21 protein-coding genes and 1 tRNA gene are annotated in these 25,322 nt (G+C 25.9%); 11 read left to right on the top strand and 11 right to left on the bottom strand.

The annotated features are described in order from the left end of the window. The first annotated feature begins 7 nt into the window (after nucleotides 1-7). Nucleotides 8-1,339, top strand: coding sequence for an MATE family Na+-driven efflux transporter (locus tag KQ876_RS02440; RefSeq protein WP_205852013.1), 1,332 nt, complete (start codon nucleotides 8-10; stop codon nucleotides 1,337-1,339). Nucleotides 1,340-1,362: 23 nt separating this feature from the next. Here KQ876_RS02440 and ptsP read toward each other — a convergent pair whose 3' ends face one another. Next, complete coding sequence (ptsP, locus tag KQ876_RS02435; RefSeq protein ID WP_205852670.1) at nucleotides 1,363-3,063, bottom strand: phosphoenolpyruvate--protein phosphotransferase; 1,701 nt, start codon at nucleotides 3,061-3,063, stop codon at nucleotides 1,363-1,365. A gap of 272 nt (nucleotides 3,064-3,335) precedes the next feature. Between ptsP and KQ876_RS02430 the strand changes: the two genes are divergently transcribed. The 3 genes from KQ876_RS02430 to secA all read left to right on the top strand — a co-directional run bounded on the left by KQ876_RS02430 (nucleotide 3,336) and on the right by secA (nucleotide 7,445). Next, nucleotides 3,336-4,553 (top strand): YitT family protein, encoded by a 1,218-nt coding sequence (locus KQ876_RS02430; protein WP_205852015.1) that lies wholly within the window; start codon nucleotides 3,336-3,338, stop codon nucleotides 4,551-4,553. Between the two features lie 75 nt (nucleotides 4,554-4,628). After that, nucleotides 4,629-4,865 (top strand): hypothetical protein, encoded by a 237-nt coding sequence (locus KQ876_RS02425; protein ID WP_205852669.1) that lies wholly within the window; start codon nucleotides 4,629-4,631, stop codon nucleotides 4,863-4,865. A 57-nt stretch (nucleotides 4,866-4,922) separates the two neighbouring features. Further along, entirely contained in the window at nucleotides 4,923-7,445 is a 2,523-nt protein-coding gene (gene secA / locus KQ876_RS02420) for a preprotein translocase subunit SecA (RefSeq protein ID WP_216490116.1), read from the top strand. Between the two features lie 17 nt (nucleotides 7,446-7,462). Here the strand turns inward: secA and KQ876_RS04025 are convergent, their stop codons facing one another. From KQ876_RS04025 to KQ876_RS02390, 6 genes are all read right to left on the bottom strand, one after another. After that, entirely contained in the window at nucleotides 7,463-8,923 is a 1,461-nt protein-coding gene (locus KQ876_RS04025) for a hexose phosphate transporter (RefSeq protein ID WP_205852018.1), read from the bottom strand. A 133-nt stretch (nucleotides 8,924-9,056) separates the two neighbouring features. Beyond that, nucleotides 9,057-9,920 (bottom strand): MAG1430 family protein, encoded by an 864-nt coding sequence (locus KQ876_RS02410; RefSeq protein WP_205852019.1) that lies wholly within the window; start codon nucleotides 9,918-9,920, stop codon nucleotides 9,057-9,059. Continuing rightward, entirely contained in the window at nucleotides 9,910-10,500 is a 591-nt protein-coding gene (yihA, locus tag KQ876_RS02405; RefSeq protein ID WP_205852020.1) for a ribosome biogenesis GTP-binding protein YihA/YsxC, read from the bottom strand. The genes KQ876_RS02410 and yihA overlap by 11 nt, the downstream gene beginning before the upstream one ends. Then, nucleotides 10,493-10,921 (bottom strand): pantetheine-phosphate adenylyltransferase, encoded by a 429-nt coding sequence (coaD, locus tag KQ876_RS02400; RefSeq protein WP_216490114.1) that lies wholly within the window; start codon nucleotides 10,919-10,921, stop codon nucleotides 10,493-10,495. The genes yihA and coaD overlap by 8 nt, the downstream gene beginning before the upstream one ends. Beyond that, nucleotides 10,911-12,101: an acetate/propionate family kinase gene (locus KQ876_RS02395; RefSeq protein WP_216490111.1), complete on the bottom strand. Its 1,191-nt coding sequence runs from the start codon at nucleotides 12,099-12,101 to the stop codon at nucleotides 10,911-10,913. The genes coaD and KQ876_RS02395 overlap by 11 nt, the downstream gene beginning before the upstream one ends. Then, a complete protein-coding gene (locus tag KQ876_RS02390) occupies nucleotides 12,094-13,026 on the bottom strand; it encodes a phosphate acyltransferase (RefSeq protein ID WP_205852023.1) in 933 nt (310 codons plus the stop codon). The genes KQ876_RS02395 and KQ876_RS02390 overlap by 8 nt, the downstream gene beginning before the upstream one ends. A gap of 359 nt (nucleotides 13,027-13,385) precedes the next feature. Here KQ876_RS02390 and KQ876_RS04420 point away from each other — a divergent pair, with 359 nt between their 5' ends. After that, on the top strand, nucleotides 13,386-15,902 hold the full coding sequence (locus tag KQ876_RS04420) for a PTS transporter subunit IIABC (protein WP_216490109.1): 2,517 nt from the start codon (nucleotides 13,386-13,388) through the stop codon (nucleotides 15,900-15,902). A gap of 62 nt (nucleotides 15,903-15,964) precedes the next feature. Here KQ876_RS04420 and KQ876_RS02380 read toward each other — a convergent pair whose 3' ends face one another. Beyond that, nucleotides 15,965-16,324, bottom strand: coding sequence for a hypothetical protein (locus KQ876_RS02380; protein ID WP_205852025.1), 360 nt, complete (start codon nucleotides 16,322-16,324; stop codon nucleotides 15,965-15,967). A 400-nt stretch (nucleotides 16,325-16,724) separates the two neighbouring features. On the opposite strand from KQ876_RS02380, the gene KQ876_RS02375 reads away from it, so the two are divergent. Together KQ876_RS02375 and KQ876_RS02370 are read left to right on the top strand one after the other, a co-directional pair. Next, complete coding sequence (locus KQ876_RS02375; protein ID WP_241006921.1) at nucleotides 16,725-17,645, top strand: SPFH domain-containing protein; 921 nt, start codon at nucleotides 16,725-16,727, stop codon at nucleotides 17,643-17,645. 215 nt (nucleotides 17,646-17,860) lie between these two features. Further along, complete coding sequence (locus tag KQ876_RS02370; protein ID WP_205852026.1) at nucleotides 17,861-18,076, top strand: MAG6790 family protein; 216 nt, start codon at nucleotides 17,861-17,863, stop codon at nucleotides 18,074-18,076. Nucleotides 18,077-18,124: 48 nt separating this feature from the next. On the opposite strand, the gene KQ876_RS02365 is transcribed toward KQ876_RS02370, so the two are convergent. Continuing rightward, nucleotides 18,125-18,781, bottom strand: a complete 657-nt coding sequence (locus tag KQ876_RS02365) for a chromate transporter (RefSeq protein WP_308699363.1) — start codon at nucleotides 18,779-18,781, stop codon at nucleotides 18,125-18,127. Then, a complete protein-coding gene (locus KQ876_RS02360; protein WP_205852027.1) occupies nucleotides 18,781-19,362 on the bottom strand; it encodes a chromate transporter in 582 nt (193 codons plus the stop codon). Before KQ876_RS02360 ends, KQ876_RS02365 begins: the two co-directional genes overlap by 1 nt. Before the next feature lie 82 nt (nucleotides 19,363-19,444). On the opposite strand from KQ876_RS02360, the gene KQ876_RS02355 reads away from it, so the two are divergent. The 4 genes from KQ876_RS02355 (at nucleotide 19,445) to tsf (ending at nucleotide 22,398) form a co-directional block, all read left to right on the top strand. Further along, nucleotides 19,445-19,520 (top strand) — tRNA-His (locus KQ876_RS02355). Nucleotides 19,521-19,622: 102 nt separating this feature from the next. Continuing rightward, nucleotides 19,623-20,429, top strand: a complete 807-nt coding sequence (locus KQ876_RS02350) for a hypothetical protein (protein WP_205852028.1) — start codon at nucleotides 19,623-19,625, stop codon at nucleotides 20,427-20,429. 213 nt (nucleotides 20,430-20,642) lie between these two features. After that, nucleotides 20,643-21,503, top strand: a complete 861-nt coding sequence (rpsB, locus tag KQ876_RS02345) for a 30S ribosomal protein S2 (protein ID WP_205852029.1) — start codon at nucleotides 20,643-20,645, stop codon at nucleotides 21,501-21,503. A gap of 16 nt (nucleotides 21,504-21,519) precedes the next feature. Next, nucleotides 21,520-22,398 carry a translation elongation factor Ts gene (gene tsf / locus KQ876_RS02340; RefSeq protein WP_205852030.1) on the top strand — a complete coding sequence of 293 codons (879 nt, stop codon included), beginning with the start codon at nucleotides 21,520-21,522 and terminating at the stop codon, nucleotides 22,396-22,398. Between the two features lie 34 nt (nucleotides 22,399-22,432). On the opposite strand, the gene KQ876_RS02335 is transcribed toward tsf, so the two are convergent. Beyond that, nucleotides 22,433-25,309: a hypothetical protein gene (locus KQ876_RS02335; RefSeq protein ID WP_216490107.1), complete on the bottom strand. Its 2,877-nt coding sequence runs from the start codon at nucleotides 25,307-25,309 to the stop codon at nucleotides 22,433-22,435. Nucleotides 25,310-25,322: the final 13 nt, after the last annotated feature.

Below are 25,322 nucleotides of genomic sequence, written 5' to 3'. Positions count from 1 at the left end.
TTTTAAAATGGTTATTCATAAAAAAATATTTCAAGGAATTAATTTAAGAATGTTTTTGGCTTTATTGTTTTTTGGGTTTTTGCCAACTATTTACAATACAATAAGAATTTATTGACTAGGTCAAGTTCCTAATGTTTGAACCTTTTCTATTGCTGCTCAAATGCAATGAGTTCAATTGTTATATGAAATTCTTCAAGAGTCCTTTATATTACCTTTATTTTTCTTTGTTGGAGCCGTTATTAGTCAAAAAGAAAAATTAATTAATAGGTTGAAAACAGGTATGTTATTTACTTTTTCAATTTATTTACTTTTAACATTTATTGTTATTGGAGCTGCTAGGCCTTTAACAATAGCGATGGCTCAAAATGAGTCTATTATTGATCAAACCGTTGCTTATGTTAGGTTAGAGTCTATTGCAAGTATTATTAACATAATGTTTAGATTTATTTTGGTTTCCTTAATAACAATGAAAAAAGACAAAAATATCTATATACCATTATTTTTACAATTATTTTTAATTATAATTTTAGATATTTTTTTCATTTCTAATTTAAGTATTTCTTTACAATTAGGAGTAAATGGTGTTGCTATAACTAATATAATAGTTTCGTCTGTTTTGCTTATAGTAAGTTTTATCTTGTTACATTATGAAAAAATTAATATTTGAAAACTTTCTAAACTAGATTTTAAGTGATTTAGAGAATTTTTGCCAATAAGCGGATTGTCTGGTTTAGAAACTTTAGTTAGAAATTTATTTTTTATGTTCATGGTTGTTAAAATGGTAAATATGGTTGGTTCAGCTGGTGATTTTTGAACTGCAAATAGCTTTATTTGAGGCTGATTATTACTTCCTATATTACAACTTGGAGAGTTAATCAAAGCTGAAGTTGGTACGAATAAAGAAAAAGCTATTAAAAATAACACATTTGGATATTTTGTTATTGTGAGTTTAGTTATATTGATTTGATTTTTAACAATCCCGGGGTGAGATCCTTTTTTAAAAAATGTAATGGGATTAAAAAATCATAAAATAATTTATCATTTAGCTTTAATTAGTTTAGGTTTTTATATTACTTTTGCGTACAACAATATTATTGATAGTATATTTTATGGTTTTGGTAAAACAAATTACATGTTATTTCAATCGTTATTTGTCAATATAACTTTCTTCGGAATAATGTTTATACTTTATAAGACTAATGTTTGAATTCCGAGTTTAGAATCAATAACACTAATGTTTGGTGGAGGTATAGCGGTCGACTCTCTTTTAACATTTGGAATGTTTTATTGATTTCTTAAAAAAAGAAAAATGAGTATATCGAATTTAATTAAAAAATAGATGCCTAAAACATCTATTTTTTGTTAAGCTATTTTTCTTAATAACTCAAGAACTTCTGCTTCTGTTGATAATTCTACTGCTTGACTTGCCAAATCTTTCATTTCTTGAAAACTTAATTTATTTACTAATTCTCTTGTTGGTAAAACATTTGATGCACTCATTGAAAATTCATCTAATCCGAGTCCAACTAATAAGGGAACCGCTCTTTTATCACCAGCCATTTCTCCACACATACCTGCTCATTTTCCGTGTTTGTGTGCTCCATCGATAACATGTTTAACTAATCTTAAAATTGATGGATTAAGTGGTTGATATAAATAAGAGATATTTTCGTTCATTCTGTCTGCTGCCATTGAATATTGAATTAAGTCGTTTGTACCTATTGAAACAAAATCCGCATACTCTGCAAACTTATCTGAAAGTATTGCTGCCGCAGGTGTTTCCATCATTAATCCTACTTCAATTTCATTTTTGTTTTTAATGTTTGGATATTTAGGTTTTACTTCTTCATATGCTTCGTCAAAAACGGCTTTAGCATCTAAAAATTCCTTAACATTTGTTATCATCGGAAACATAATAGCTACTTTACCGAATTCACTCGATCTTATTAAAGCACGTAGTTGTGTTTTAAATATATCTGGATTTTGTAAACAAAATCTAATTGCGCGATATCCTAAAAAAGGATTCATTTCTTCTGGGAATTTAAAATATTTAAGAGTTTTATCTCCACCAATATCAAGAGTTCTTATAACAACTCTTTTTCCATTCATACGTTCAACAACTTCTTTGTAAGCTGCAAATTGTTCTTCCTCTGTTGGTCAATGATCGTTATCCATATATAAAAATTCTGAACGGAATAAACCAACCGCTTCTGAGTCGTTTTCTAAAACAGCATCTAAATCTTTTGGTGTACCAATATTTGCTGCTAATTCAACATGATGATCATCTTTGGTTTTTGATTCTTTACCTTTTAATTCTTTGATTCTTCTTAAATAGTCATCATATTCATTTTTGAGTTTATTGTATTCGTTCATTTCATCTTGATTTGGATTAACAATAACCTCACCTTTTGCACCGTTAAGAGCTATAATGTCGCCATTTTTGGCATTCTTCATTATTGTGTTAGTACCAACAACTGATGGTATTCCTAAACTTCTAGCCATAATAGCTGTATGTGAAGTTGGCCCTCCAATGTTAGTTACAAAACCTTTAACATATTTTTTGTTTAATTGCACCGTTTGAGATGGACTTAAGTCCTCTGCTACAATAATAACTTCTTTATTAATGTTTAATAAATCAGGTTCTTCAATACCGTTAATTACATACAATAATTTTTTTAATACATCTTTTATGTCCGCAGCTCTTTCTCTCATATATTCATCTTCCATATTTTCGAAAATAGATGCAAATTCATTATAAAATGTTTTTATTGCGTATTCAGCACTAATTTTTTCGCTTGTTATTTTATTATTAATTGTTTCTATTGCAACAGGATCTAAAACAAATCCCATGTGAGCATCAAAAATTGCTTTGTGTTCTTCGTTGCTAGCCAATTCTTTTGTTTTGTTTAACTTCTCTAAAACAACATTTCTAGCATTTTCATATAGTTGGACTTCTTTTTCTACATCTTCGGTATTAGTAGTTATATCTACCGGAAGTTCTTCGATTTTAAAAACTTCAGCAATAGCAATTCCGTTTGATGCGCCTATACCTTTTATTTTCATAATTTTACCTCACTTTGTTTGTGTTATTGACTTTAATTATTTTTTAATTATTTAAACATGTAAAAAATTTATATCATTTAAATGAATAAAAAAAACATGAAAACAATGCCATAAAATATCCTTAAAAACTAATAAAATTTATGTTAAATTATTTTTAAGATAAAATGGACTTTTTTATGCGGCTTTTCGTAATAATAATACATTATTTATGCATTAAATATATAAAATAAAAAAATAATTTCATTTTTTAAAAATATAATACAATTATAACTATGAATAATAAAAAATCAACTAACACAGATTCAAATTTAGTACCAGATTTAAAGAAAAAAAATATGGATTTTAAAAAAATACAAAAATATAAATCAGCTTTTTTTAAACAAGAATCTACATCAAATAATCAGGATATACTTCTAGTTAATAACGATGCAGCTATTGAATTAGAAAAAGAAAAACTTAAGTATAAAATGGGTATATACTTAAAAAACAACAAAAAAGTTAAAATAGACTTAAAAATATTATTTCAAAGATATTGATGAAGAGTTTTAACTATTTTAGTTGCTGCAATAGTATTTAATTTAGGTACTTACATTTTCCTAAGGCGTGCCCAAACCATACCTTCTGGTGTCACAGGTATACCTACTTTAATCAATTATGCTTTTGAATCTACTAAAAAATATTTTTCACTAATATATTTGGCGATAAATGTTCCATTATTTTTAATATTTGGATGAAAAATTAAGAGGTCTTTTTTAGTTTTAACTGTATTATTTATGCTTTTTCAAATTTTAGTTCAAACAACAATTTTTGATCAAGAATCAGTTTTAAATTTTTTTAACGAAAAATTTGTTTTAACTAGCAAAGTGAATTTAAAAGAAGTTCATGATAACGACCCTTCTAATCTACTTTATACAATGATTGGAGCAGCTTTAATAGGTATTGGTATTTCTCTTTCTTGAAAAGCTGGTGGATCAACCGGAGGAACAGACGTAATTGGTTATTATTTTTCGATGAAAGCTAAAAAAAATATAGGTTTTACATTAAGTATTATTGGTTATGTAACCGCAATTATGTTTCTAATTATTTTTGCTTTTTTAAGACCTAATGAAGTCGAAGATGCAAACGGTAATAAACATAAAGTTATTTTTGGAGTTCGAGAAATTTCGACTTTTATATATGTTTTTGTGATTAATTATGTAGTTGATTTAATATATCCAAAGTATAAAAAAGTAACTCTTTCTATTGTAAGCAATACACCTGATAAGATACTTGCTTATTTTAAATTAATTGAATACTGACATTCGTATAGAATTGAAAGATTTAAATCTGGTTACACCGGTAAACAGGGCGTAAAGATAACTACGTCAATATTAATTTTAGAGTCCCCAAACTTAATTCATGATTTAAAATTCATAGATCCAAATATATGAATTTCGATTACAGATGAGAGAAAAATAGTCGGTAAATTTAATACAAATTATGTTGAATAGCGGAAAAAACGCTATTTTTTATTTATTTAGTTTGTAAAACGAAAAAAATATAAATATATAGCGAAAGGAGGTGAAATGGTTTTGAATCAACTAAAAGAAATTGAAAAAGATAAAATGACAAGTATTAAACCTGGATTTGCTTTTACTTCTTTAATTGCCGGAATTCCGCTTTTTATAAATTCATTGGCTACAGTGTTAGGTTTTTTTAGAACGGCTTTTAGTAAAAAAGGTGAAATTAAAGATAAATTAACAACATTTAAGTGAGATGATGATGTAAAAAACACGAATAATGATCAATATACTATTTTATAATTTGAGTTAACAACTTTTATTTATTAATTAAATAAAAAAAAGTATAATTAAAATAATATGAAGAATTTATCGCAATTATTAGATTTTAAGACGACTGAAATGAGAATCGCAGAGTCTGCGCTCAAGAAAATTAATAAACTTGAAAAAATAGTTTCCAAATTTACAGATGAAGAATTAAAGTCAAAAACACAATTTTTTAAAGATTTATTAAAACAAGGTTATACACTTGATGATATTAGAAATGATGTATTTGCTGTAGCGAGAGAAGCGACAAAAAGAGTTTTAGGAAAAAGACCTTATGATGTCCAAATTTTAGGTGGTATTTTACTTGATTTAGGTTCAGTTGCAGAAATGAAAACTGGTGAGGGTAAGACTATTACTTCTATTGCTCCTGTTTATTTAAATGCGCTTTTAGGAAAGGGTGCTATTGTATCAACTGTTAATGAATATTTAACAGAGCGTGACGCAAAAGAAATGGGTGTTGTTTTTGAGTTTTTAGGCTTAACAGTTGGAATTAATAAAGCTCAAATGGATCCATATAATAAACGTAAAGCATATGCTTGTGATATAACTTATTCTGTTCATTCTGAATTAGGATTTGATTACCTTAGAGACAATATGGTTCAAACAATTGGAGAAAAAGTCCAAAGAGGTTTACAGTTTTGTTTAATTGACGAAGTTGATTCAATTTTAATAGATGAAGCTCAAACGCCGTTGATAATTTCTGGCGGAGAAACTGATGAAAAAAGTTACTTTGCTGCCGACCAATTTGTAAGAACTTTAGGTTCTGAGGATTATATTATTGATGAGGAAAGCAAGGCTATTGCTTTAACTCATTCCGGTATTGCGAAAGCGAATAAATTTTACCAAACTGAAAATATTTATAATATCGAGAATTCTGAAGATATACATTTAATTCAAAATGCTTTAAGAGCACATAAAGTTATGAGAATTGATGTTGAGTATATAATAAGAGAAGGTAAAATTGAACTTGTTGACGCATTTACAGGCCGTATTATGGATGGCCGTAGTTATTCTGAAGGTTTACAACAAGCTATACAAGCAAAAGAACAAGTAGAAGTAGAACCAGAAACAAAAACGCAAGCAACTATTACATATCAAAATTTCTTTAGAATGTTTAAAAAACTTTGTGGTATGACCGGTACAGGAAAAACAGAAGAACAAGAATTTATAGATATTTACAATATGAGAGTTAATGTTGTTCCGACAAATAAACCTATTGCTCGTGTTGATGAGCCTGATTCAATATTTGCAAATTATACAGATAAGTGAGAAGCTGTTGTTAATAAAATTAAAGAATTATATGAAAAAGGACAACCCGTTTTGGTTGGTACAGCACAGATTGAAGAATCAGAGTTATTACATAAATTATTATTAGAAAAAGGAATTCCACATACTGTTCTTAATGCTAAACAAAATGCGAGTGAAGCGGATATAATTTCTAAAGCAGGACAAGTTAAATCAGTTACTATAGCGACAAATATGGCCGGAAGAGGAACAGATATAAAACCTTCACAAGAAGCAATCGCATTAGGTGGTTTATATGTTCTAGGTACTGATAAAGCAACTTCAAGAAGAATAGATAACCAACTTAGAGGTCGATCTGGGCGTCAAGGAGACGTTGGAACAAGTAAGTTTTTTGTTTCTTTAGACGATCAATTAATGAAAAGGTTTGCAAGTTATGATTCGCTGATAGAAGCGTATGCTGATTCTCAAGGCAAGGAAATAACTTCGAAAAATTTAAAATTTGCATTTAATCATGCGCAAAAGAAAATCGAAGGATTTAATTATGATTCAAGAAAATCGGTTTTAAATTATGATGATGTTATTCGTCAACAAAGAGATTTAATTTATTCTCAAAGAGATTTAATACTAGTAACTACAAACATTCAAAAAGTTGTGAGAGGTATGATAACTTCTTCTGCTAGGTCAATAGTCAAAAATAGAGAATATACACTACATAATCATTCTTATAATTACGCCGCTCTTGTAAATTTCTTAAATGAAAATATAGGTAAATTAGTTGAGTTTAATTTTAATTTAGATGAAATTAGTTCGATTCACGAGACAGATCTTACCAATTATGTGTCAAATATTATTTTAAATGTATTTGAAGAGTGGATAAAAAACGCTTTAGAGTATTCAGATACAGAAACCATTAATTCAGTTGTTAGAGATACTATAATCAGTGTTTTAGATGATAAATGACAAACTCATATTAACAGAATGGACAAATTGAGATCGAATGTTAATTTGGTTCAATATTCACAAAAAAACCCGTATCAAATTTATACTGAAGAAGGAACTAAACTATTTGATGCAATGATTGATGATATTGCTTATGAAGTTATGTTATCTGTTTTTTCAAATAGAATTGGTAGAAAATCTTTATTAACAAAAGAAATAAAAAATGATCCTGTTTTCCAACAAATAGCTCAAAATTTTTCGTTTGATGTCAATAAATCACTAGAAGAACAAGAACAAGATTTAATTAGTTTTTATAATGCAATTAAAAATAGATTGAATGAAATACAAGAAAACGAAGAAAACACTAACTAAATAAAAAATCAAAGCAACTATTGCTTTGATTTTTTATTACCATCTTTACTGTTAAATGTTTGTATCAATCTTACACATCAATTCGGAAGAGTTTGAGCGTCTTCAGATGGTTCTTTTAATAGTAGAATGCCTACTATGGAAATTAATGAAACAAGTACAATGATAATAAACCCGATTATTGCATAAACTAAAGTGTTATTATAACCTAGTGAATTACCAATTATTGGTATTAAGGATACTATTATTGTAAATACTGTGAATATAATATATCCTAATCCTCAAATTAAAGAGAACATCCAACACATTTTTCTTATATTATTATTTTTATACTCATGAGGTAAATTCAAAATAACACCTTGAATTCCTCATAAAAATAATCCTGATAGAAATCCAAATATATATAAGAAAACATAACCAACAATATTTTCTTTAATTACAGAAGTTTTAAAAATAACCAAAGATAATATATAAAATAAAATTCCTAGTCCTAATAGTAATGCTATATATCATTTTCTTTTTATATTGTATTTAGAATAAGCACCAACAGTTAATGGTCCAATAAAGACTGCTGATAAATATATTATTACTCATATTTTAAGAGTTTTATTAAATTCATTTGATATTCCGGAAATATCTTGAAACATCTTCATTGTAAAAATAACTGGAAAAACTGAAGCACTTAATCATCCTCCAAACAATAAAATTCATGAGTAAGTTTCTTTAGTTTTTAAGTATTTTCATAAAATTCTAAATCCGTTTTGTTCTTTTTTTGCGTATGTAATTTCAGCTTTTGTTGGAACATCAAACTTTAAACCGAATATTATCATAACAATTAATGGTATTAAATTGAGTGAACTTAATATTGTTAATATTAATTGTCAATTTTTAACTATGGTTTTAGAACCTTCGATATTTGTTGTCACAAAGGGCAATATAGCAATTATAGTACCAAGAGGATAAGTTAAAATACCAAAAGAAGAAAGCATAGATTTCTGTTTTTTATTAAAAAAACTTGCAACAACAGGTTGTGTTAAAATTATTGTCATTGTTCCACCTATTGCCATTAAAGTACGCATGATCAAGAATAATGCATAATAGCCGTTAGAGTGAGGTAAATATTGTGCGGGTATCCCGAATAATGTTAGGGAAATAGCTATTATTGTTGTTTTTTTGTGAAATAATTTTACTAACAATAGTGCTACAACTACTGAACCAATACCTCTTCCGAGAGTTATACCTCAATTAGTTGCTTGTGTCATAAAATCAAATGATTTATCTTTGATAATTCTAAAATGAGCTAATATTCCGAAATTATCACCACCTTCTATGTATCCCTGGCCATTTAAGGCTCCTGCAAAACCTCAATTAGTTATAAAAATTAAATATGAGAATATTATAAAAAATCATAAAAATATACCATATCCAACTTTATGTTTTTCGCTATAAAATTTCAAAAAATTAATTGCCTTATCAATCATTATTTTAACCTTCTTTTTAAATCTTAATTTTACTTAATAAATAATACAACAATATTATTAAAATTAATAAAAAAAATGCAAAAAATGCACTTTTTTTATTAAAAAACAATGTTTTTACTTTACTTAGTCTGTTTTAATTGAATTTTGATATCAAAAATTCCTTTTGTTCTCATAAAATATTTTTATAATTTGGATCCTCAGGAGTGTTAATATTAAACAAATTTTCTTTAGTTGCTAAATTAATTTTAGCTTTAAATGATGTTTTTAAAACTATTATGTTTTTATCTTTAAACTCAAGGTTAGTATTTTCAAAATCTATTTTAGAAGCTTTATTTGGTTCTAGATTATTAAATAATTTTTTTATGAAATCTTCTTTTTTTGTTATATCATCTTTAATTTTATTATATTCATTTTTTAATGATTCAAAATCGTTGTATTTTGTTAGTTCATTTTCTTTAACTTCTATTGAGTTTTCATCTTGAAATCCAACATAATTTTTTATAGTTTCAAAATTCATATTTTTAAAACCATCTACTTCTAATGTTACTTGGTCATATAATTTCGCTGGTGATACATTTTTTAAATACAAACTAACAACTAAAAATAGTTTACCTTCAAAATCGTTAGCGTATGAATTAAAATAAACATTATATTTTTTGTCAAAAATATTTATTAATTCACCCCTCGCACCTAATAAATAAAAATCTTTTTCCTCTAATTCGTTACTTGTAGGTATTTTTTTCAAGTTAAAAAGTTGTCTTCAATATTCGTTGTTAGCATCCACATTATTTGTCGTTTTTATAACAGGATTTGAGATATAAGCACTTGCATAACTATTTTTTACTCTTTTGTTATAGCTTCCGAAGTTGAAGCTTTTTAATTGTTCTTTTTCTGAAATTTGATTATTTTTGCTTGCTACTATAGCTCCTGAAATACTTGCGATAGAAATTCCTATTATAAGAGACCCGAAAATTATTTTCATTTTTTTATTCTTCATTATTACCTTCCTCGAATGCTTGATTAATATCCAACACTAGTTCATTTATTCCTGCTTTTGTTTCCGATGAAACTATAAAATATTTATTAAATTTAAATTTATCTCTATTTGTTTTAATGCTTTTTATTAGAGTGTTTTTATCTTTCTGTCTTAACTTATCTGCCTTTGTAAAAACTAAAGTATATTCAAGATTTATTTTATTAAGAAATTCAATAACGTTTTCATCATTTTTCGTAATACTATGTCTTGAATCGATCAAAAGATAAAGTTTTACTAAATTTTCTCTTTTGATCAAAAATTCTTCAATCATTTTCATCATTTGATCTATTTTTTCTTTAGAAAGTTTTGCGTATCCATACCCTGGTAAATCTACAAAAACAGCACCGAATTCATTTTCAAAAAAATTTAGCATTTGGGTTCTGCCAGGTGTTTTTGAAACCCTTGCTAATTTTTTGTTATCAACAATGCTATTAATTAAACTGCTTTTACCAACGTTTGAGCGACCTCAAAACGCAATTTCGTTATTGTTGTGTTTGTATCAATTATCTATTTTGTTTGATGATTTTATAAATCTAAACATCTTTTTCCTTTTCTTTCAATGATTTTATTAATGAAGAAGAGTATTTTTTGTATTTTTCGTCAGGTAGAATAAAAATAGTTTCTAAATTTTTATTTAAAATTTTGTTACCCGCTGCTAAGTCAAATTCATATTCCAAATCTTCAGAATTTCTAATTGACCTTATTAAATATTTTACATTCAATTCTTTTGCTAAATTTGCAATTAATTGATCTTTGCCACTTAAAACTACAACTTTTTCTAAGTTTTTTATTTCTTCTTTTATTATATTTATGTTTTTTATTATATCATTTTTTTCTTTATCCGGGTTTTGGGCCACAACTAAATAAACTTTGTCGAATAATTTCGCTGCTTTTATTAAAATAGATTTATGACCTTTATGAAAAGGATTAAAAGATCCTGCATATATCGCTTTATGACTCATAAATCTTTAATGCATTTTGAGCAATAAGCAATTCTTCATTGGTTCTAATTACAAAAACTTTAATTTCTGACTCATTACTTGAAATTAATTTAAAATCGTCTATTTTAGATTCGTTCAACAAGTCATCTAAAACTATATTTTTAATATTAATTTTGTTTAAAATTAACTTTCTTATAATCGGATTATTTTCTCCTATCCCCGCTGTAAATACTATCGCATCTACTTTGGGCCCTATTTTGTTAATATAATTAACTAAGTAATCTGCAACTTTTTGAGAGTACATTTCAAAGGCGAAAAGTGCATCCGGATTATTATTTTCCATTTCTTTTTGAACATCACGCATATCACTTGAAATGCCGGAAACGCCAAGTACACCACTTTTTTTATTTAAAATTTCTGTTATTTCTGTAATATTTAAACCTGTTTCTTTGATTAAAAATTCATGAATTGACGGATCTATATCTCCTGAACGTGTCCCCATCATAATACCCGCCAACGGTGTTAAACCCATAGAAGTGTCAAATGATTTACTTTCTTTTATCGCACATAAACTAGCGCCATTTCCTAAGTGAACATTAACAAAATTTACTTTTTCTTTATCTAATATTTTTTCTAATTTCAAAGTTATAAATTGATGGGAAATTCCATGTGCTCCATATTTTTTTATGTTATATTTTTCTGTTAATTCTTTAGGAATTGCATATGTGTAATTTATTCTATCTATTGTTGTGTGAAACGCAGTATCAAAGTCGGCTGAGAGTTTAGAATTTGGGAAGATTTTTTGGAAACCGCGAATTGTTTTTATGGCTGCTGGATTGTGCAAAGGTGCGTATATTGAGACGCTATCAATTATTTTAATTTCCTTTTCTGTTAATTTGGTTGTTGAGTTGAAAAATTTACCGCCTTGAACGACTCTAAAACCTATATATTCAATTTCTTCTTTATTTTTTATCAAGTTCATTTTTTGCATAAGTTGATAAATGCCTTCAACTGCATCGTCATGATTTTTTAATTCTAATTCTAATGTTTGTTTTTGTTGTTTGCTTTTTATAATTACTAAACCATTTTTTAAACCTATTCTTTCAGCTAAACCATTAGCTAATAATTTTAATGAATCTTTTTCAAAGATACTTATTTTTATGGAACTACTTCCAGGATTAACTGCTATTATTTTACTCATTTTTACCTCCTATTTGTAATGCTGTAATGTAAATTGTATAAATAATATCTTTTTTACTTGCTCCTCTTGATAAGTCGTTTGCAGGTTGGTTTAAACCTAATAATATCGGACCAAATGCATCATAATTAGCGAGATATTGTGCTAATTTATATCCAATATTTGCAGAATTAAGGTCAGGAAAAATAAAAGATGTAAATTCACATTTATTAAAGTTTGTATCTTTTATTTTTCTAGCTCTAATTTTTTTATCAAAAGCAGCATCAAATTGAACTTCTCCGATTATTTTACGCCTTTTAGTGTTTTTTTGTAGTGTATTACTTATATTTCTAATTTCTTGAGTTTGTGTATTTTCCACGCTTCCGTATGTGGAATAACTCAAAAAAGCAACATTACTTTCTACATTCAATTTTTCTAAAAAGTTAATATGGTTTTTACCGATATTGTACAACGTTTTTTCATCTATGTTAATATTAACTGAAGGATCACTAAAAAAAAGAGTGCTATTCTCTTTTACTAAAAACATGATTGATGAAATTCTCTCTACATTATCATCTAACCCAATTACTTTTAGTGCAGCTCTGATAAAATCGGCACTAGTATATGAAAGTCCACCTATGACTCCATTAAAAAAACCTTTTTTAAGCAAAATTAAGCTAGAATATAAATCATCATATTTTTCAAAAGTTGATTCAATGCTCTCAATATTTTCTTTTCCGTTTCTTATTTTTTTATAAAATTCTTTTTTATCATAAAGATCTTTTTCGTAATCTTTTTTTATACTTTCATATTTAAATAATTTTATTTTATGATTATCCTTGAAGATATCAATCACTTCATCTATCAATGGATCATTATCGATCATTAATATTTTTACTTCGTAATTTATTTTATTTATTCTTTTATCTATTTCTTTGTAAAAATTCATTTTTTTCCTTTTTTCTTATATTAATTTTAAATAAATTTTTGAAATAATTAAAAAACAATTTTATTTTCATAAATATGAAAAAAGTAAAGTATTAATATAATAATTAAATATTTTTTATTTATGTATTTAATCTTATTATATAATTTTGGTGTCTAGGAAGTAAAATAAATAACAAACAAAAAACAAAAAATGCATAAAAGCATTAAAAAATACTTAGTTAGTTATAAGGTTCATCAAAATGATTTAATTTATAATAAACAAAGTTCTAATGTACACTTTGTTAATTTTATTTATTATTTTTTGATGATTATTTTACAAATATTCTAGAAATATTTGATAGACAATGAAGAAAGGAATTAATGAAAGCAATTTTCAGAAAACGATTAAATTCTGAGAAAAAACAGAAATTGAACAATAGTGATTCTGGTAAATTAAGAAAAATATTATCCAAAATTTCAGGTGCATTTATGTTGCCTATATCTATTATGTCAATTGCCGGTTTATTTCTTGGAGTTGGGGCCGCAATTAGTGGTCAAGGTGCAGAAGGTTCTGCACTACAAACTTTTGGTAATGCTATAACTGCATTAGGTGATCCAGTTTTTGCGGCATTACCATTGTTATTCGCATCTGCGTTCGTTATAGCTTTTACAGACGAAGCTGGTGTTGGTGTTTTTGCAACAATAATTGGTTATATGGTTTTTATCGCGATTCAACAAGTGTTTATTTCGCCGGTTGAAACAGATGTATTCTTGCAAAACAAAGAAACTAAAGAGTTTATTTTAAACTCTCAAAACGAAAAAATAAAAATCGGAAGAGAACTTATTGGTTATAAAGTTCTATTTACACAGGGTGGACGTAATCCTGAGACATTAAAAAATTTAGTTGGTACAACTTTAGGGTTTAGAGCCTTACAAACATCTGTATTTGGTGGTATTGCAGTTGGTTTAACTGTCCAATATTTATACAACAGATTTCATGTAATTCAACTACCAAAATTCTTATCATTCTTTGGTGGTAAGAGATTTGTGTCAATAATAACAATCCCCGCTTCTTTTGGGTTAGCGTTGTTGTTCTTATTATTTTGACCATGAGTAGGAGTTGGTTTAAACCACTTTGGAAGCGCACTACAAAAAGTTCCATATGGTATTGAGTCATTGATCTTTGGTTATTTCGAAAGATCTTTAATACCATTTGGTTTACATCACGTATTTTATGCGCCGTTATGATATTCTAGTGCTGGAGGAAGTGTTAATGAAGCACTTAATGCATGACAAGATTCTATTAAAGCTAGCGGTGATACACTTAACGCAGGTGCATCACTATCTGCATTAATTAATGAAGTTTCAAGTAATCCGGATAAGTTTAAAGGTGATTCGACGGCTGCTGTTAACTTATTGAAATTTTCATCTAATGTAATTGATTGATCTATTACAAAAGCAAATGGAGAAACAATTAACTTTAGCAAACCATTATTTGAATTTATTGCTAAAGATTTAGGTATAAAAATTGGTAGGTTTGCTGACGGTAAGTTTGCGGTTATGATGTTTGGTTTACCAGCAGCTGCAGTTGCAATGATTTTTGCAGCACCAAAAGAAAATAGAAAAGTAGCAGCGGGTACAGTGTTACCAGCCGCGTTTACTTCATTAGTAACTGGTGTTACAGAACCAATTGAATTTACATTCTTATTCTTATCACCGCTATTATTCTGAGGTTTCCATGCGTTTACAATAGCAACATCATTTATGTTCGCTAATTTATTAGGTGTTCACATACCTATGGTATTTTCAGGTGGAATTTTAGATTTAACATTATATGGTATTATTCCTTTTGCTAAAGGAACTCAATTCTACTATGTAATTGTTTTAGGTTTAGCTTATGCACCAATTTATTTCTTGGTATTCTATTTCTGAATTAAAAAAGCAGATTTAGCAACCCCAGGTCGTGGTGGAAATACTAAATTATTTACAAAAAAAGACTTTTTAAGCAAGAAACAAACTGAATCAAATTCAGAAAATTCTGAATTTAGTAGTATTGATCAACAAGCTTTAGCTTTAGTTCAAGCTTTTGGCGGGTTAGATAATATTAAGGCATTTAATAACTGTGCTTCAAGACTTAGATATGATGTTAAAGACATAAAAAAAGTTAATGCTGATTCTATTAAACAAGCAGGAGCTTTCGGTGTTAAGTTCGAAGGCGAAACACATGTTCAAGCTATTTTAGGGCCTACAGCTGAACAAGTTAATTCAAAGATTAAATCACAAAGAGATTTAATTGCTAAGTGAGAGCAGACACAAAAAGATAACAATGCAACAATTCAACCGGAAGTTAAATCAGTTGAATCGCCTACAACAACTGAAACTAAAGAAGTTGAAGAAAAGATTGTATCTAATGAACAAATTATTACTAAAAAAAGTGTAAAAATACAAACTGTTGCAAAAGGTGAACTATTACCTTTAGAATCACTTAATGATGGAGTTTTCTCTGAAAAATTAATGGGTGATGGTTTTGTAGTTAGATTTGATGCTAATAAAGTAGGTAATGTTTATTCCCCTGTAAAAGGAAGAATAGTTTCTTTATTCGATTCTAAACATGCCTACGGTATCGAAACAAAAGAAGGTGTTAAAGTTTTAGTGCACATTGGTATTGATACAGTTAAATTAAATGGTGAAGGCTTTAAATCACACGTAAAATTAGGTAAAAAAGTTAATGCTGGAGATAAGTTGGCTACAGTTGATTTATCTTTAGTTAAAGAAAATGGTTACTTATCAGATGTGGTTGTTATTGTTTTACAAGAAGGTTCATTAAATAAATACGAACCTATCGAAGGAAAAACAAGAGCATTAACAACGAGTGAAATGGTTGGTTTAATTAAATAAAAATAATAAAAAATAAAAATTCTCGCATCAAGCGAGAATTTTTCGTTAAACTAACAATAATCTTATCCTTTTAATATAATAATTAATATTATTATCGCAATACTCAAAAATACAACTGACATAAATAATGGAAAATTATATTTTGCTCTTTGTCACGCAGGTAAAAATAATCCAGTTGATTCGTATTTAATATTTTTATGTTTTGGATTATCTTTTATATATTGTTCTAATTGTTTTTCTTTAAAATTAGTAATTTTTTCTTTTGAATTTTTATGAAAAGATATCATAATTAAAGATAACAAAATGAGAGCTACGATTAAAATTATTTTTGCTCATAAGGGTAAGGATGCTAAACCTCTATTTGAGCCGAAATTCATTTGGGCTGAATTTAAAATTACGTTAAAACTATTATTTGTGGTCACATTTCCTCTTTCTTTAGAATAATTATAAATAACTATTGCATTTATTTTAAATGAATTTATTAAAATTTTATAATAATAATATATTTTCGAAATGGTATTTATAAAAGTTAAAATGTTCAATTTAAAAAATGATACAATTATTTTATAAATTCAATAAGTTGTGTTAAATTTATTTTAGTCGATACCTAATCATATTATTTCTTAATTGAACCTTTTTAGATTGATATAAGATTAACTATTTACTTTTTATTTTTATGATTCTATTTTTTACGGTTACTTATTTTAATTATGGTTAAGATTAATGTTAAGTTTAAAAATAAAATTTAAGGTAATAAAAATTACATCATAATTAAATTGAATTTTGAAAAAACGAAATATAACATTTTGAAAGGAGATTAAAATGCTAGGAATGATTATAGGGATCATTTTTTTGGTAGTTATTTTATTATTCTTAATTATTGCTTTAATTTCTTCGATTAAGGTAATACCGCAATCTAAATTTGCTATTGTAGAACGTTTAGGTAAATATAATAAAACTTTAGAAAATGGAATTAATTTTATAATACCTTTTTTAGATAGAGTAGTAGCAAGAGAAAATTATAAAGAAAAAGTTCTTGATTTTCCAGAACAAGATATTATAACTAAAGACAACGCGACAATTAAAGTAGATACCGTAGTTTATCTAAAAATAACAGACCCTAAATTGTTTATTTATGGAGCTGAAAACTCTATGAAAGCTATCGAAAATCTATCTGCTACAACATTAAGAAATTTACTTGGTGAATTAGAATTAGACGAAACCTTAACATCTAGAGATACAATTAATTCAAAATTAACTTTAATTTTAGATGAAGCTTCAGATTCTTGAGGAATAAAAGTTCATCGAGTTGAAATTAAAAATATAATACCTCCAAGAGACATTCAAAACGCGATGGAAAAACAAATGCGTGCAGAAAGAGAAAAAAGAGCAAATATTTTAGAAGCAGAAGGTTCAAAAGCTTCTTCTATTTTAATTGCTGAAGGTCAAAAAGAAGCTAAAATATTACAAGCCGAGGCGGATAAACAAGCTCAAATATTAAAGGCGGAAGCTAAAAAAGAAAGTGAAATACTAGAAGCGGAAGGTAAAAGAAAAGCAATTAATATAATCAACGAAGCTAATCTTAATAATGAAATTTTAACATTAAAAGCAATTGAACAACTAAAAGAAATAGCAAATGGTAAGGCTACAAAAATATTCTTGCCGTCTAATTTATCATCTATTGCTGGAACTATGTCGTTAGCATCCGAATTATTTACTAAAGAAAAAACTGAGAAAAAATAAAGTTTATTAATATTAAATAAAAATAAAAATAAAAACGATAACCTAATATCAAGATATATCGTTTTTATTTTTTAAATTAATTTGCATAAATATGAAATTTTTTTATATTATATATCAAGTTTAAATACAATTTTTAATTGTAATTTAATATTTTTATTATCTAGAATATAATAAAAGTAGATATATATGTATAGTTTTAATATACGGAGGTAAAAATGTACAAATATAAAGCAAAATTAGTTTCAAGTGGTGAAGTTGTAGCGAAAGCAAATACACTGGAAGAATTAGAAGGTTTAATCAAAGGATTTCGAAGAGGTCAAAAACATGGTATGCACACACAAGGTAATGAAAAAATAGAGGTAATCCATGTTGAAAGAGATCATTTAAAAGGTGAAAACTACTCTAAGGAACATTTAATTAAAATAGTTTAGTTTTTATAATTATTTAAAAAAGCAACAAAATATTTTAAATGTTGCTTTTTATTTTCCTAAAAGTAGCGGTATTCCGAAAATTATAAAAGATATAGACACGTTTATAATTATTATTCAAAATAGTGAAAAATTTTTCTTTGCAAGCCAATATGAATATAAAATACCGACTGTTATAAAAATTTTTAATAAGGCATTTTTATAACCCACAAATAAATTATCATTACTTAATATTGCATATTTATCTATACTTTTATTAAATATAATTTCAGGAGCGTATATTCCTATAAATAGTTGTATTGCTAAACTGATAATTATTCCTGAAACGATAGGTTTCATAATTGTCATTAAATTTTGAATAAATGTACTACTTCTAAATCTATTTATATATTTCATTGCTAGTAACATCATTAGAATAGCTGGTATACAAAATATAAGATATGTTAAAAATATCGCCAAATAACCTCACCATTCACCGTTTGCGATTAAATAACCTGTAAAAAAAGCAAATTTTGTTGAAACAACCCCGGGGGTAGTGTTTGAGACAGTAAAAACTTTATTTATTGTATCAGAATCTATTTGTGAACCAAAAGTTGAACTCATTAAGTTTCACATTCAACTAAAAACAGGCATAAATACTTGACCGCCACCAAAAACAATTAGTGATACTAAAATGAGTAATGGTATTGAAACTAGAAGTGCTATCATTATTTACCACCTTTATTTTTATAATATTTAAATATAAAATACATTAACGAAACACTTATTATTGCGACAAAAGGAATGTTATATGGAGATGGAACGAATAAACAGTATCCTGCTGTGAATAAAATAACTGGTATTCATATATATATTGGTAAGGATTGTTTCGATTGTTTTATGTATCTTTGAGCAAATCTCAATAAAAAAGCAATTATTGAAATTAAAACACCAACAGAAATTATTTTTATATAGTCTGACGGTATGAATTTAAATAATAATAAAAATCCGAAAGCCATCAATACATGTGGTAGTATGGCAATTAGAGTTATTAGTGAACCTCAAATTTTACCTAGACGCTTCACTGAAATGTAAGATATAGTTTCTATTACAGAAGCACCAGGTATCATATTGGTTACAATTACAATGTCATCGAACTCAGCTTTTGTTAATCAACTTTTTTTATCAACAACTTCTTTTTTTATTATCGGAAGTAAAGCGTTTCCACCCCCGAAACCAACAAAAGTTACTTTAATTATTAAAATAAAAACAGATCAAAATCTTTTTAAAAAACTTTCTTTATTTTTCATTATTAACCTCGATAAATTATTATAATATTTTCTTTTGCATTTCAAAAAATATATTATAATATTTTTACATATAGCAAATATGGCGATCGTGGTGAAGCGGCTAACACAGCGGGTTGTGGTCCCGTCATTCGCGGGTTCGAATCCCGTCGATCGCCCCAATAATGCTATATTTTTTATTTTTTTAAATGGCTATTTTTTTCTCAAAAACAAGAAAAATACTATAATATTACCATAAAGTAATATATAATAGGGAGATACATATGAACTTCAAAAAAATAAAGAAAGTGTTTTTTTTAAATATAGGATTGGTGCTTCCGATTGCATCTTTATCATGCTCAAATCAATCTATAAAAAACGAAGATCAAGAACCGAAAAATTTTAATGATTCTAAAAAACATGATGATGTTATTAAGGTTTCGAAACTTTTAAATATTGATTTAAATTCTGAAGAAAACCAATTAGATTGGGTTGAATTCAAAGAACAATACTCAAAAATTCAATTTGATGAAAGTAAATCATCTGAATTTTTATCTAAAAACTGAATTACATTTCTGGCTAATTTAAATCAGTTTTATTCTAGACCATACCCTGATAATTCTGAAAATAAAGGTTGATATTTATTTCCTAACACTAATGCAGGAAAACATAGTCAGTTATATATTCATGTTATAGGTGTAGACCCAAAAGAAACACTTTTACAATCTCATAAACACATTAGTCTTCCGGATTTTGATACAAAATTAAATTCAAAGCTTACACAATTTTCTAAAGAATCTATGTTTGATTCAAATGAACGAGATAGTCAAGCTATTTTTCTAACAAAAAGAAGAACAGTTATTAAAATATCTAAGTCAAAAGGAAAAATAAAAGTATTTTATCCGAGTTATACTTTTTTAGCTAAAGATATTAATTCTAACTTTGTTAGATCAATTTCTATAAGTAATGAATATATTAATTTCTTGTTTAACGGAAATATTAATTCTAGAACTCAAAGTGATTTTGATAAATTTGAAAACATGACATTTGAAATTGGCGTTCCGTATAAATCATTTTTAATTTTAAAATAAGATAGTTTTTGAAAAACTGTCTTTTTTGTATTTAAAATAAATTTTATTTTTTTAATAAAAATGTTAAAATATAAAAAGATTATATTTATATTGAAATAATTTAATCGAATATTAAAAAAATAACGGTGAATTCACTTGGGTGTGCCTAAATAATTAGAGGTGCTAGGTGTTCGAAATCGTTACGATAAAAAACAAACTAAAAGGAAATTTAAAATGACAGAAAACAAAAAAGTTGAAAACAACACAAAAGAAACAAAAGAAACAAAAGAAACAAAATTACCAATCGTTTCAAGAACAAAATTATTAGAAGCAGGTGCATACTTTGGGCACAAAACATATGCTTGAAACCCAAAAATGAAAGAATTTCTTGTTCCTAATAGAAAAAATAGAGGTGCTCACATAATTGATATTTTTAAAACACAAAAATATTTAGAATTTGCTTATTCTTTAGTAAGTTCGTTAGCTGCTAAAAATGCTCAATTTATTTTTGTTGGTACAAAAAAACAAGCTAAAGATGCTATTAAAGCTGCAGCTGAAAGAACTAACTCGTTATATGTAACAGAAAGATGATTAGGTGGAACTCTTACAAATAACGAAACAATTATGAAACGTGTACAAAAAATGGAGGAATTAGAAGCTAAAGCAGCTGATAATTTTAAAGGTTACACAAAGAAAGAAGCGTTAAACTTCACAAAAGAACTTGAAAAATTACATAAAAACTTAAATGGAATTCGTTCAATGAAACGTTTACCAAATGTTATGATTGTTGCAGATCCTATTCAAGACGAAATTGCTGTTAAAGAAGCAAAAAGAAAAGGATTAAAAGTTATCTCACTTCTTGATTCTAACGCTAATCCAGATTTAGTTGACTTCGGAATTCCTGCAAATGATGATTCAGCAAAATCAATAACACTTATAATTACAGTATTAGCCGATGCTATTGCTAAAGTAAAAGGCGGACAACAATTATTTGCGTACCAAGACGATGAAAAAGTTGTTTTACCTGAATTTCAACCAAAAAATACTTCAAACAATGAAGTAAAAGAATCTAAAAAACAAGAAGAAAATAATTAATTAAAGGGGTCATTATATGTCAGTAAACAAAATGGAATTAATCAAAGAATTAAGAGCTAGAACAAATTCTCCTTTTGGAGATGTTAAGAAAGCTTTAGAAGCTACAAACTATGATATTGAAGCTGCTATCGATTGATTAAAAGAAAACGGAATCGTTAAAGCTGCTAAAAAAGCTGGTAGAGTTGCTGCTGAAGGAGCTGTTACAGTTGCTGGTAACGAAAAAAGAGCTATATTAGTTGAAGTAAACTCTGAGACAGATTTTGTTGCTCAAAACGAAAAATTCTTAAGTTTATTAAACAAGGTTGCTGCAGCTTTATATGAAGCTAAAGCCACAACACTTGAAGAATCTTTAACTGTTACATTAGATAATGAATTAACAGTTGAACAAGAATTATTAAACGCAACAGCGGTTATTGGTGAAAAAATTTCATTACGTAGAGTTTTAGCAGTTGAAGCTAAAGAAGATGAAGTTTTAGGTATTTATGTTCATGCAAATAGTCAAATTGCTTCAGTTACAGTTTTAAAAGGTAAAAATTCTGAAGTAGCTAGAAATATATCAATGCATGTATCTGCATTAAACCCTGAATTTGATAAAGTAGAAAGTATTCCTCAAGAACGTTTAGAATCAGTTAAGGCAGGATTTACAAAACCAACAGGATTTGAAAGTAAACCAGAAAAAATTCAAGAAAAAATTGTTGAAGGTTGATTGGATAAACAACTTTCAGAATTTGTTTTAGAAAAACAACCTTATGTTATTGACGATTCATTAACAGTTGAAAAATATTTAAAAACAACTGATTCTAAATTGGTTAAAACCTATAGATTTGAAGTTGGTGAAGGTATTGAAAAAGTACAATCAGACTTTGCTTCTGAAGTTGCAAGCATGGTTAAATAATAAAAAAAGTAAAGTTTGTTCTTTACTTTTTTTATTAAACTGACATTTTGTTAATTATAGATATTATTAATTTCTCATAAGAATCTATAACATTTTCAATATCTTCTAAGTTATTTTTTATTAAAACTCTACTTTCTTTAGCGTCAGCAATTTCAAATGACATAGATATTCCGTAACCTGGATAATTAATTGTTGTGTCTAATCATTTTAATTCTTTTATGTTTTTAATCATATCTGTAAGTATTTTTAAAGAGTTTTGGAGCCCAATTTTAGATTGATTAATTATTTCGTTTAATTTTTCAATCCTATCTTTTTGTTCGGTTATAACTATTTCATTTTGCTTTATTTTTTGATTTAATTCTTCTATTTCTCTTTTTAAATTTTTCAACTCTTCTTTTTTAGAATTTAATTCTTCACTAATTTTTCTTTTTTGTTCTTCTAAATTTTGTATATTTAGATTATTTCTTAAATTATCTTCTGTTAATTGTTTTATTATATTCTCTTTACTTTCTAAATCGGAATTATAATTCTTAATTAAAATTTTATATCTTTCAATTTCTTTATCTTTTTGAGCAATAATTTCTACTAATTCATCATATTTTTTATTTTTTTCTTGTAATTCTAATTCTTTTTCGTTAATTAATTTCAATAAATTACTTATATCTTCTTTTGATTTTTCTAACTCTAATTTTAATTTATTATTCTCATTAATTACTAATGACAATTCATTATTTAAATTATTATTATCATCTATTAAAGAAACAATTTTTTCTTGTTTTTCTTGATTATTTTTAGTTAAATTTTTGATTTTAATATTTAATTCATTAATATTAGAGTTCAATTGTGCTATTTTTTCTTGTTTATTATTATTTTCTTCTTTTATTTGCTCTAGTTCTAAATTCATTTCTTGAATTCTTTGGTTTAAAGAGTTAATTTCATTATTATTATCACTAATTATGTTTTTAAGATTTAATATTTCGCTTTTATTGTTTGCTATTTTTATATTAAAATCTTCTATTTTTATTTCTTTTGATTTAATAATTTCATTTTTAGAATTTAATTCACTATTTAAATTATTTATTACTCTTTTTTGATCTTTAAGTTTATTTTCAGTATTCTGACTTGACTTTTTTAATTCTTCAATTAATTTATTATATTCGTGATTTTGATTTTCAATTATTAAAATTTGATCATTTAATTTCTTTATTATTTTACTTTTATCTTTGCTGTCGGGCGATAATAGTTTTATTGTTTCTAGAATTCTATTATATAAAACTATATTTTCTTTGTGTGCGTTCATTAGTAAGTTTGTATTTAATTCTAATTTACTTATTTTATTAGAAATTGTCTTTATAAATTTAATATTTTTATTAATCTCTAAAACAAGTTGTTCTATTTTATGTTCAATATTATTTATATTTTTACTTATTTTATTAATTTCCAATAAATTCTCTTCGTTTTGACTTTTTAAAAGTTTATTATTTTCTGCGAGAATAATGTTTTTGTTATTTCTATTCAAAATAATTTCTTTTGCATTTCTAGAAATAATTAACTCATTTTCTTCTATTTTAGAATTTAATAATTTTGCTTTATTTTTCTTTTCAATTAATTCTAAATTTAAATCAATAATTTGATTTTCTAAAACAATATTATTATTTATTATTTCGTTTACATTATCTTTTGCTAAATTATAGTTTTTATCAATTGTGTTTGTGATATCTAAAATAATTTGAATTACATCAATTAAGTTATTAACTATTTCATTATTTATAAAGATATATTTTTCTAAATTATTTTTATCTTTTCTATTATAAAAATCATTGGTAATTCTCTTTTTATCTTTGATTTTTTTAAGATTTTCTTGATATGTATGGATATTTGCTTCATTTACTATCTTTGGAATTATATATTCAAACAAATTAAGATTAAGTTCTAAATTTTGATTAAAAATTTTTATTGATGTATCGTTATATATATTCAGAATTGCTAGGTCGATTTCATTCATGTCTTTTATCTTTATTTTGATAGTATTAATTTCTTTTTCTAAACTAGAATAAAAACGTTTTACCATTTCTGTTTCTTGATTTAAAATGTTTATTAAAGATTCATTTGCTTTTGTTTTATCTTCGATTAAATATTTCTTATAACGTAAAATATCTAAATTTATATTATGTATTTTTTTATCTAACTCAAACTTGGACTCAATAGTATTTTTAAGAATAAACGAATTATAGTAATAATCATCTATATGCAATTTATAGTTATTTATTTCATTGTCAAAATAGTTATTTTCTATTTTATCTAAAAAAGAATTATTAAGTTCTTGGATTTGTCTATAAGTTTCTATGTATAGTTCTTTATTTGTAATTTCTATATCATTTAATTGGTTTATACTATGCATTAAGTCTAAATTAAAAATTTTGAGTAGTCCTTTTAATTCTTGATTAACTTCGTTAATTATGTTTTTATTTTCAATTTCATTTATATCTATGTAATTTATACTTATTTTATAAATATCATTGTTTAAATAAATTTTATTTTTTATTAGATTTTCTATATTTTTAAATGAATTTAATAATTTATTATTACTCAATTCTACTTTTAAAGTATTTTTTATTTTTTGGTTATTTTCTATCTCTTTTTCTTTGTTTTTCTTTAATTCTTCGTAGTTTATATTGTTCTCATTTTTTAGTGACTCAATTTTTGAATTTATCTTTTTAAAATCTATTGTTTTGTTTTCTAATTTTTTTATTTCAATATTGAATTTATCTTTTTGCAGCGTTGTTTTAAAGTCGCTATTCGAATTAAATTTTATTTGTTTCTTATTAGTTCAACTAATAGGTATTGTTGCTGTTATTAAACTTCCAACTACAATGCTACTTAAAATTAAATATTTATGTTTTTTCTTCATTTTCCTCCTGAAT

It is taken from the genome of Mycoplasma sp. CSL7491-lung (genome assembly GCF_018913965.1).
Lineage (GTDB): Bacteria > Bacillota_I > Bacilli_A > Mycoplasmatales > Metamycoplasmataceae > Mycoplasmopsis.
This window is presented reverse-complemented; position numbering and strand designations above follow the sequence as displayed.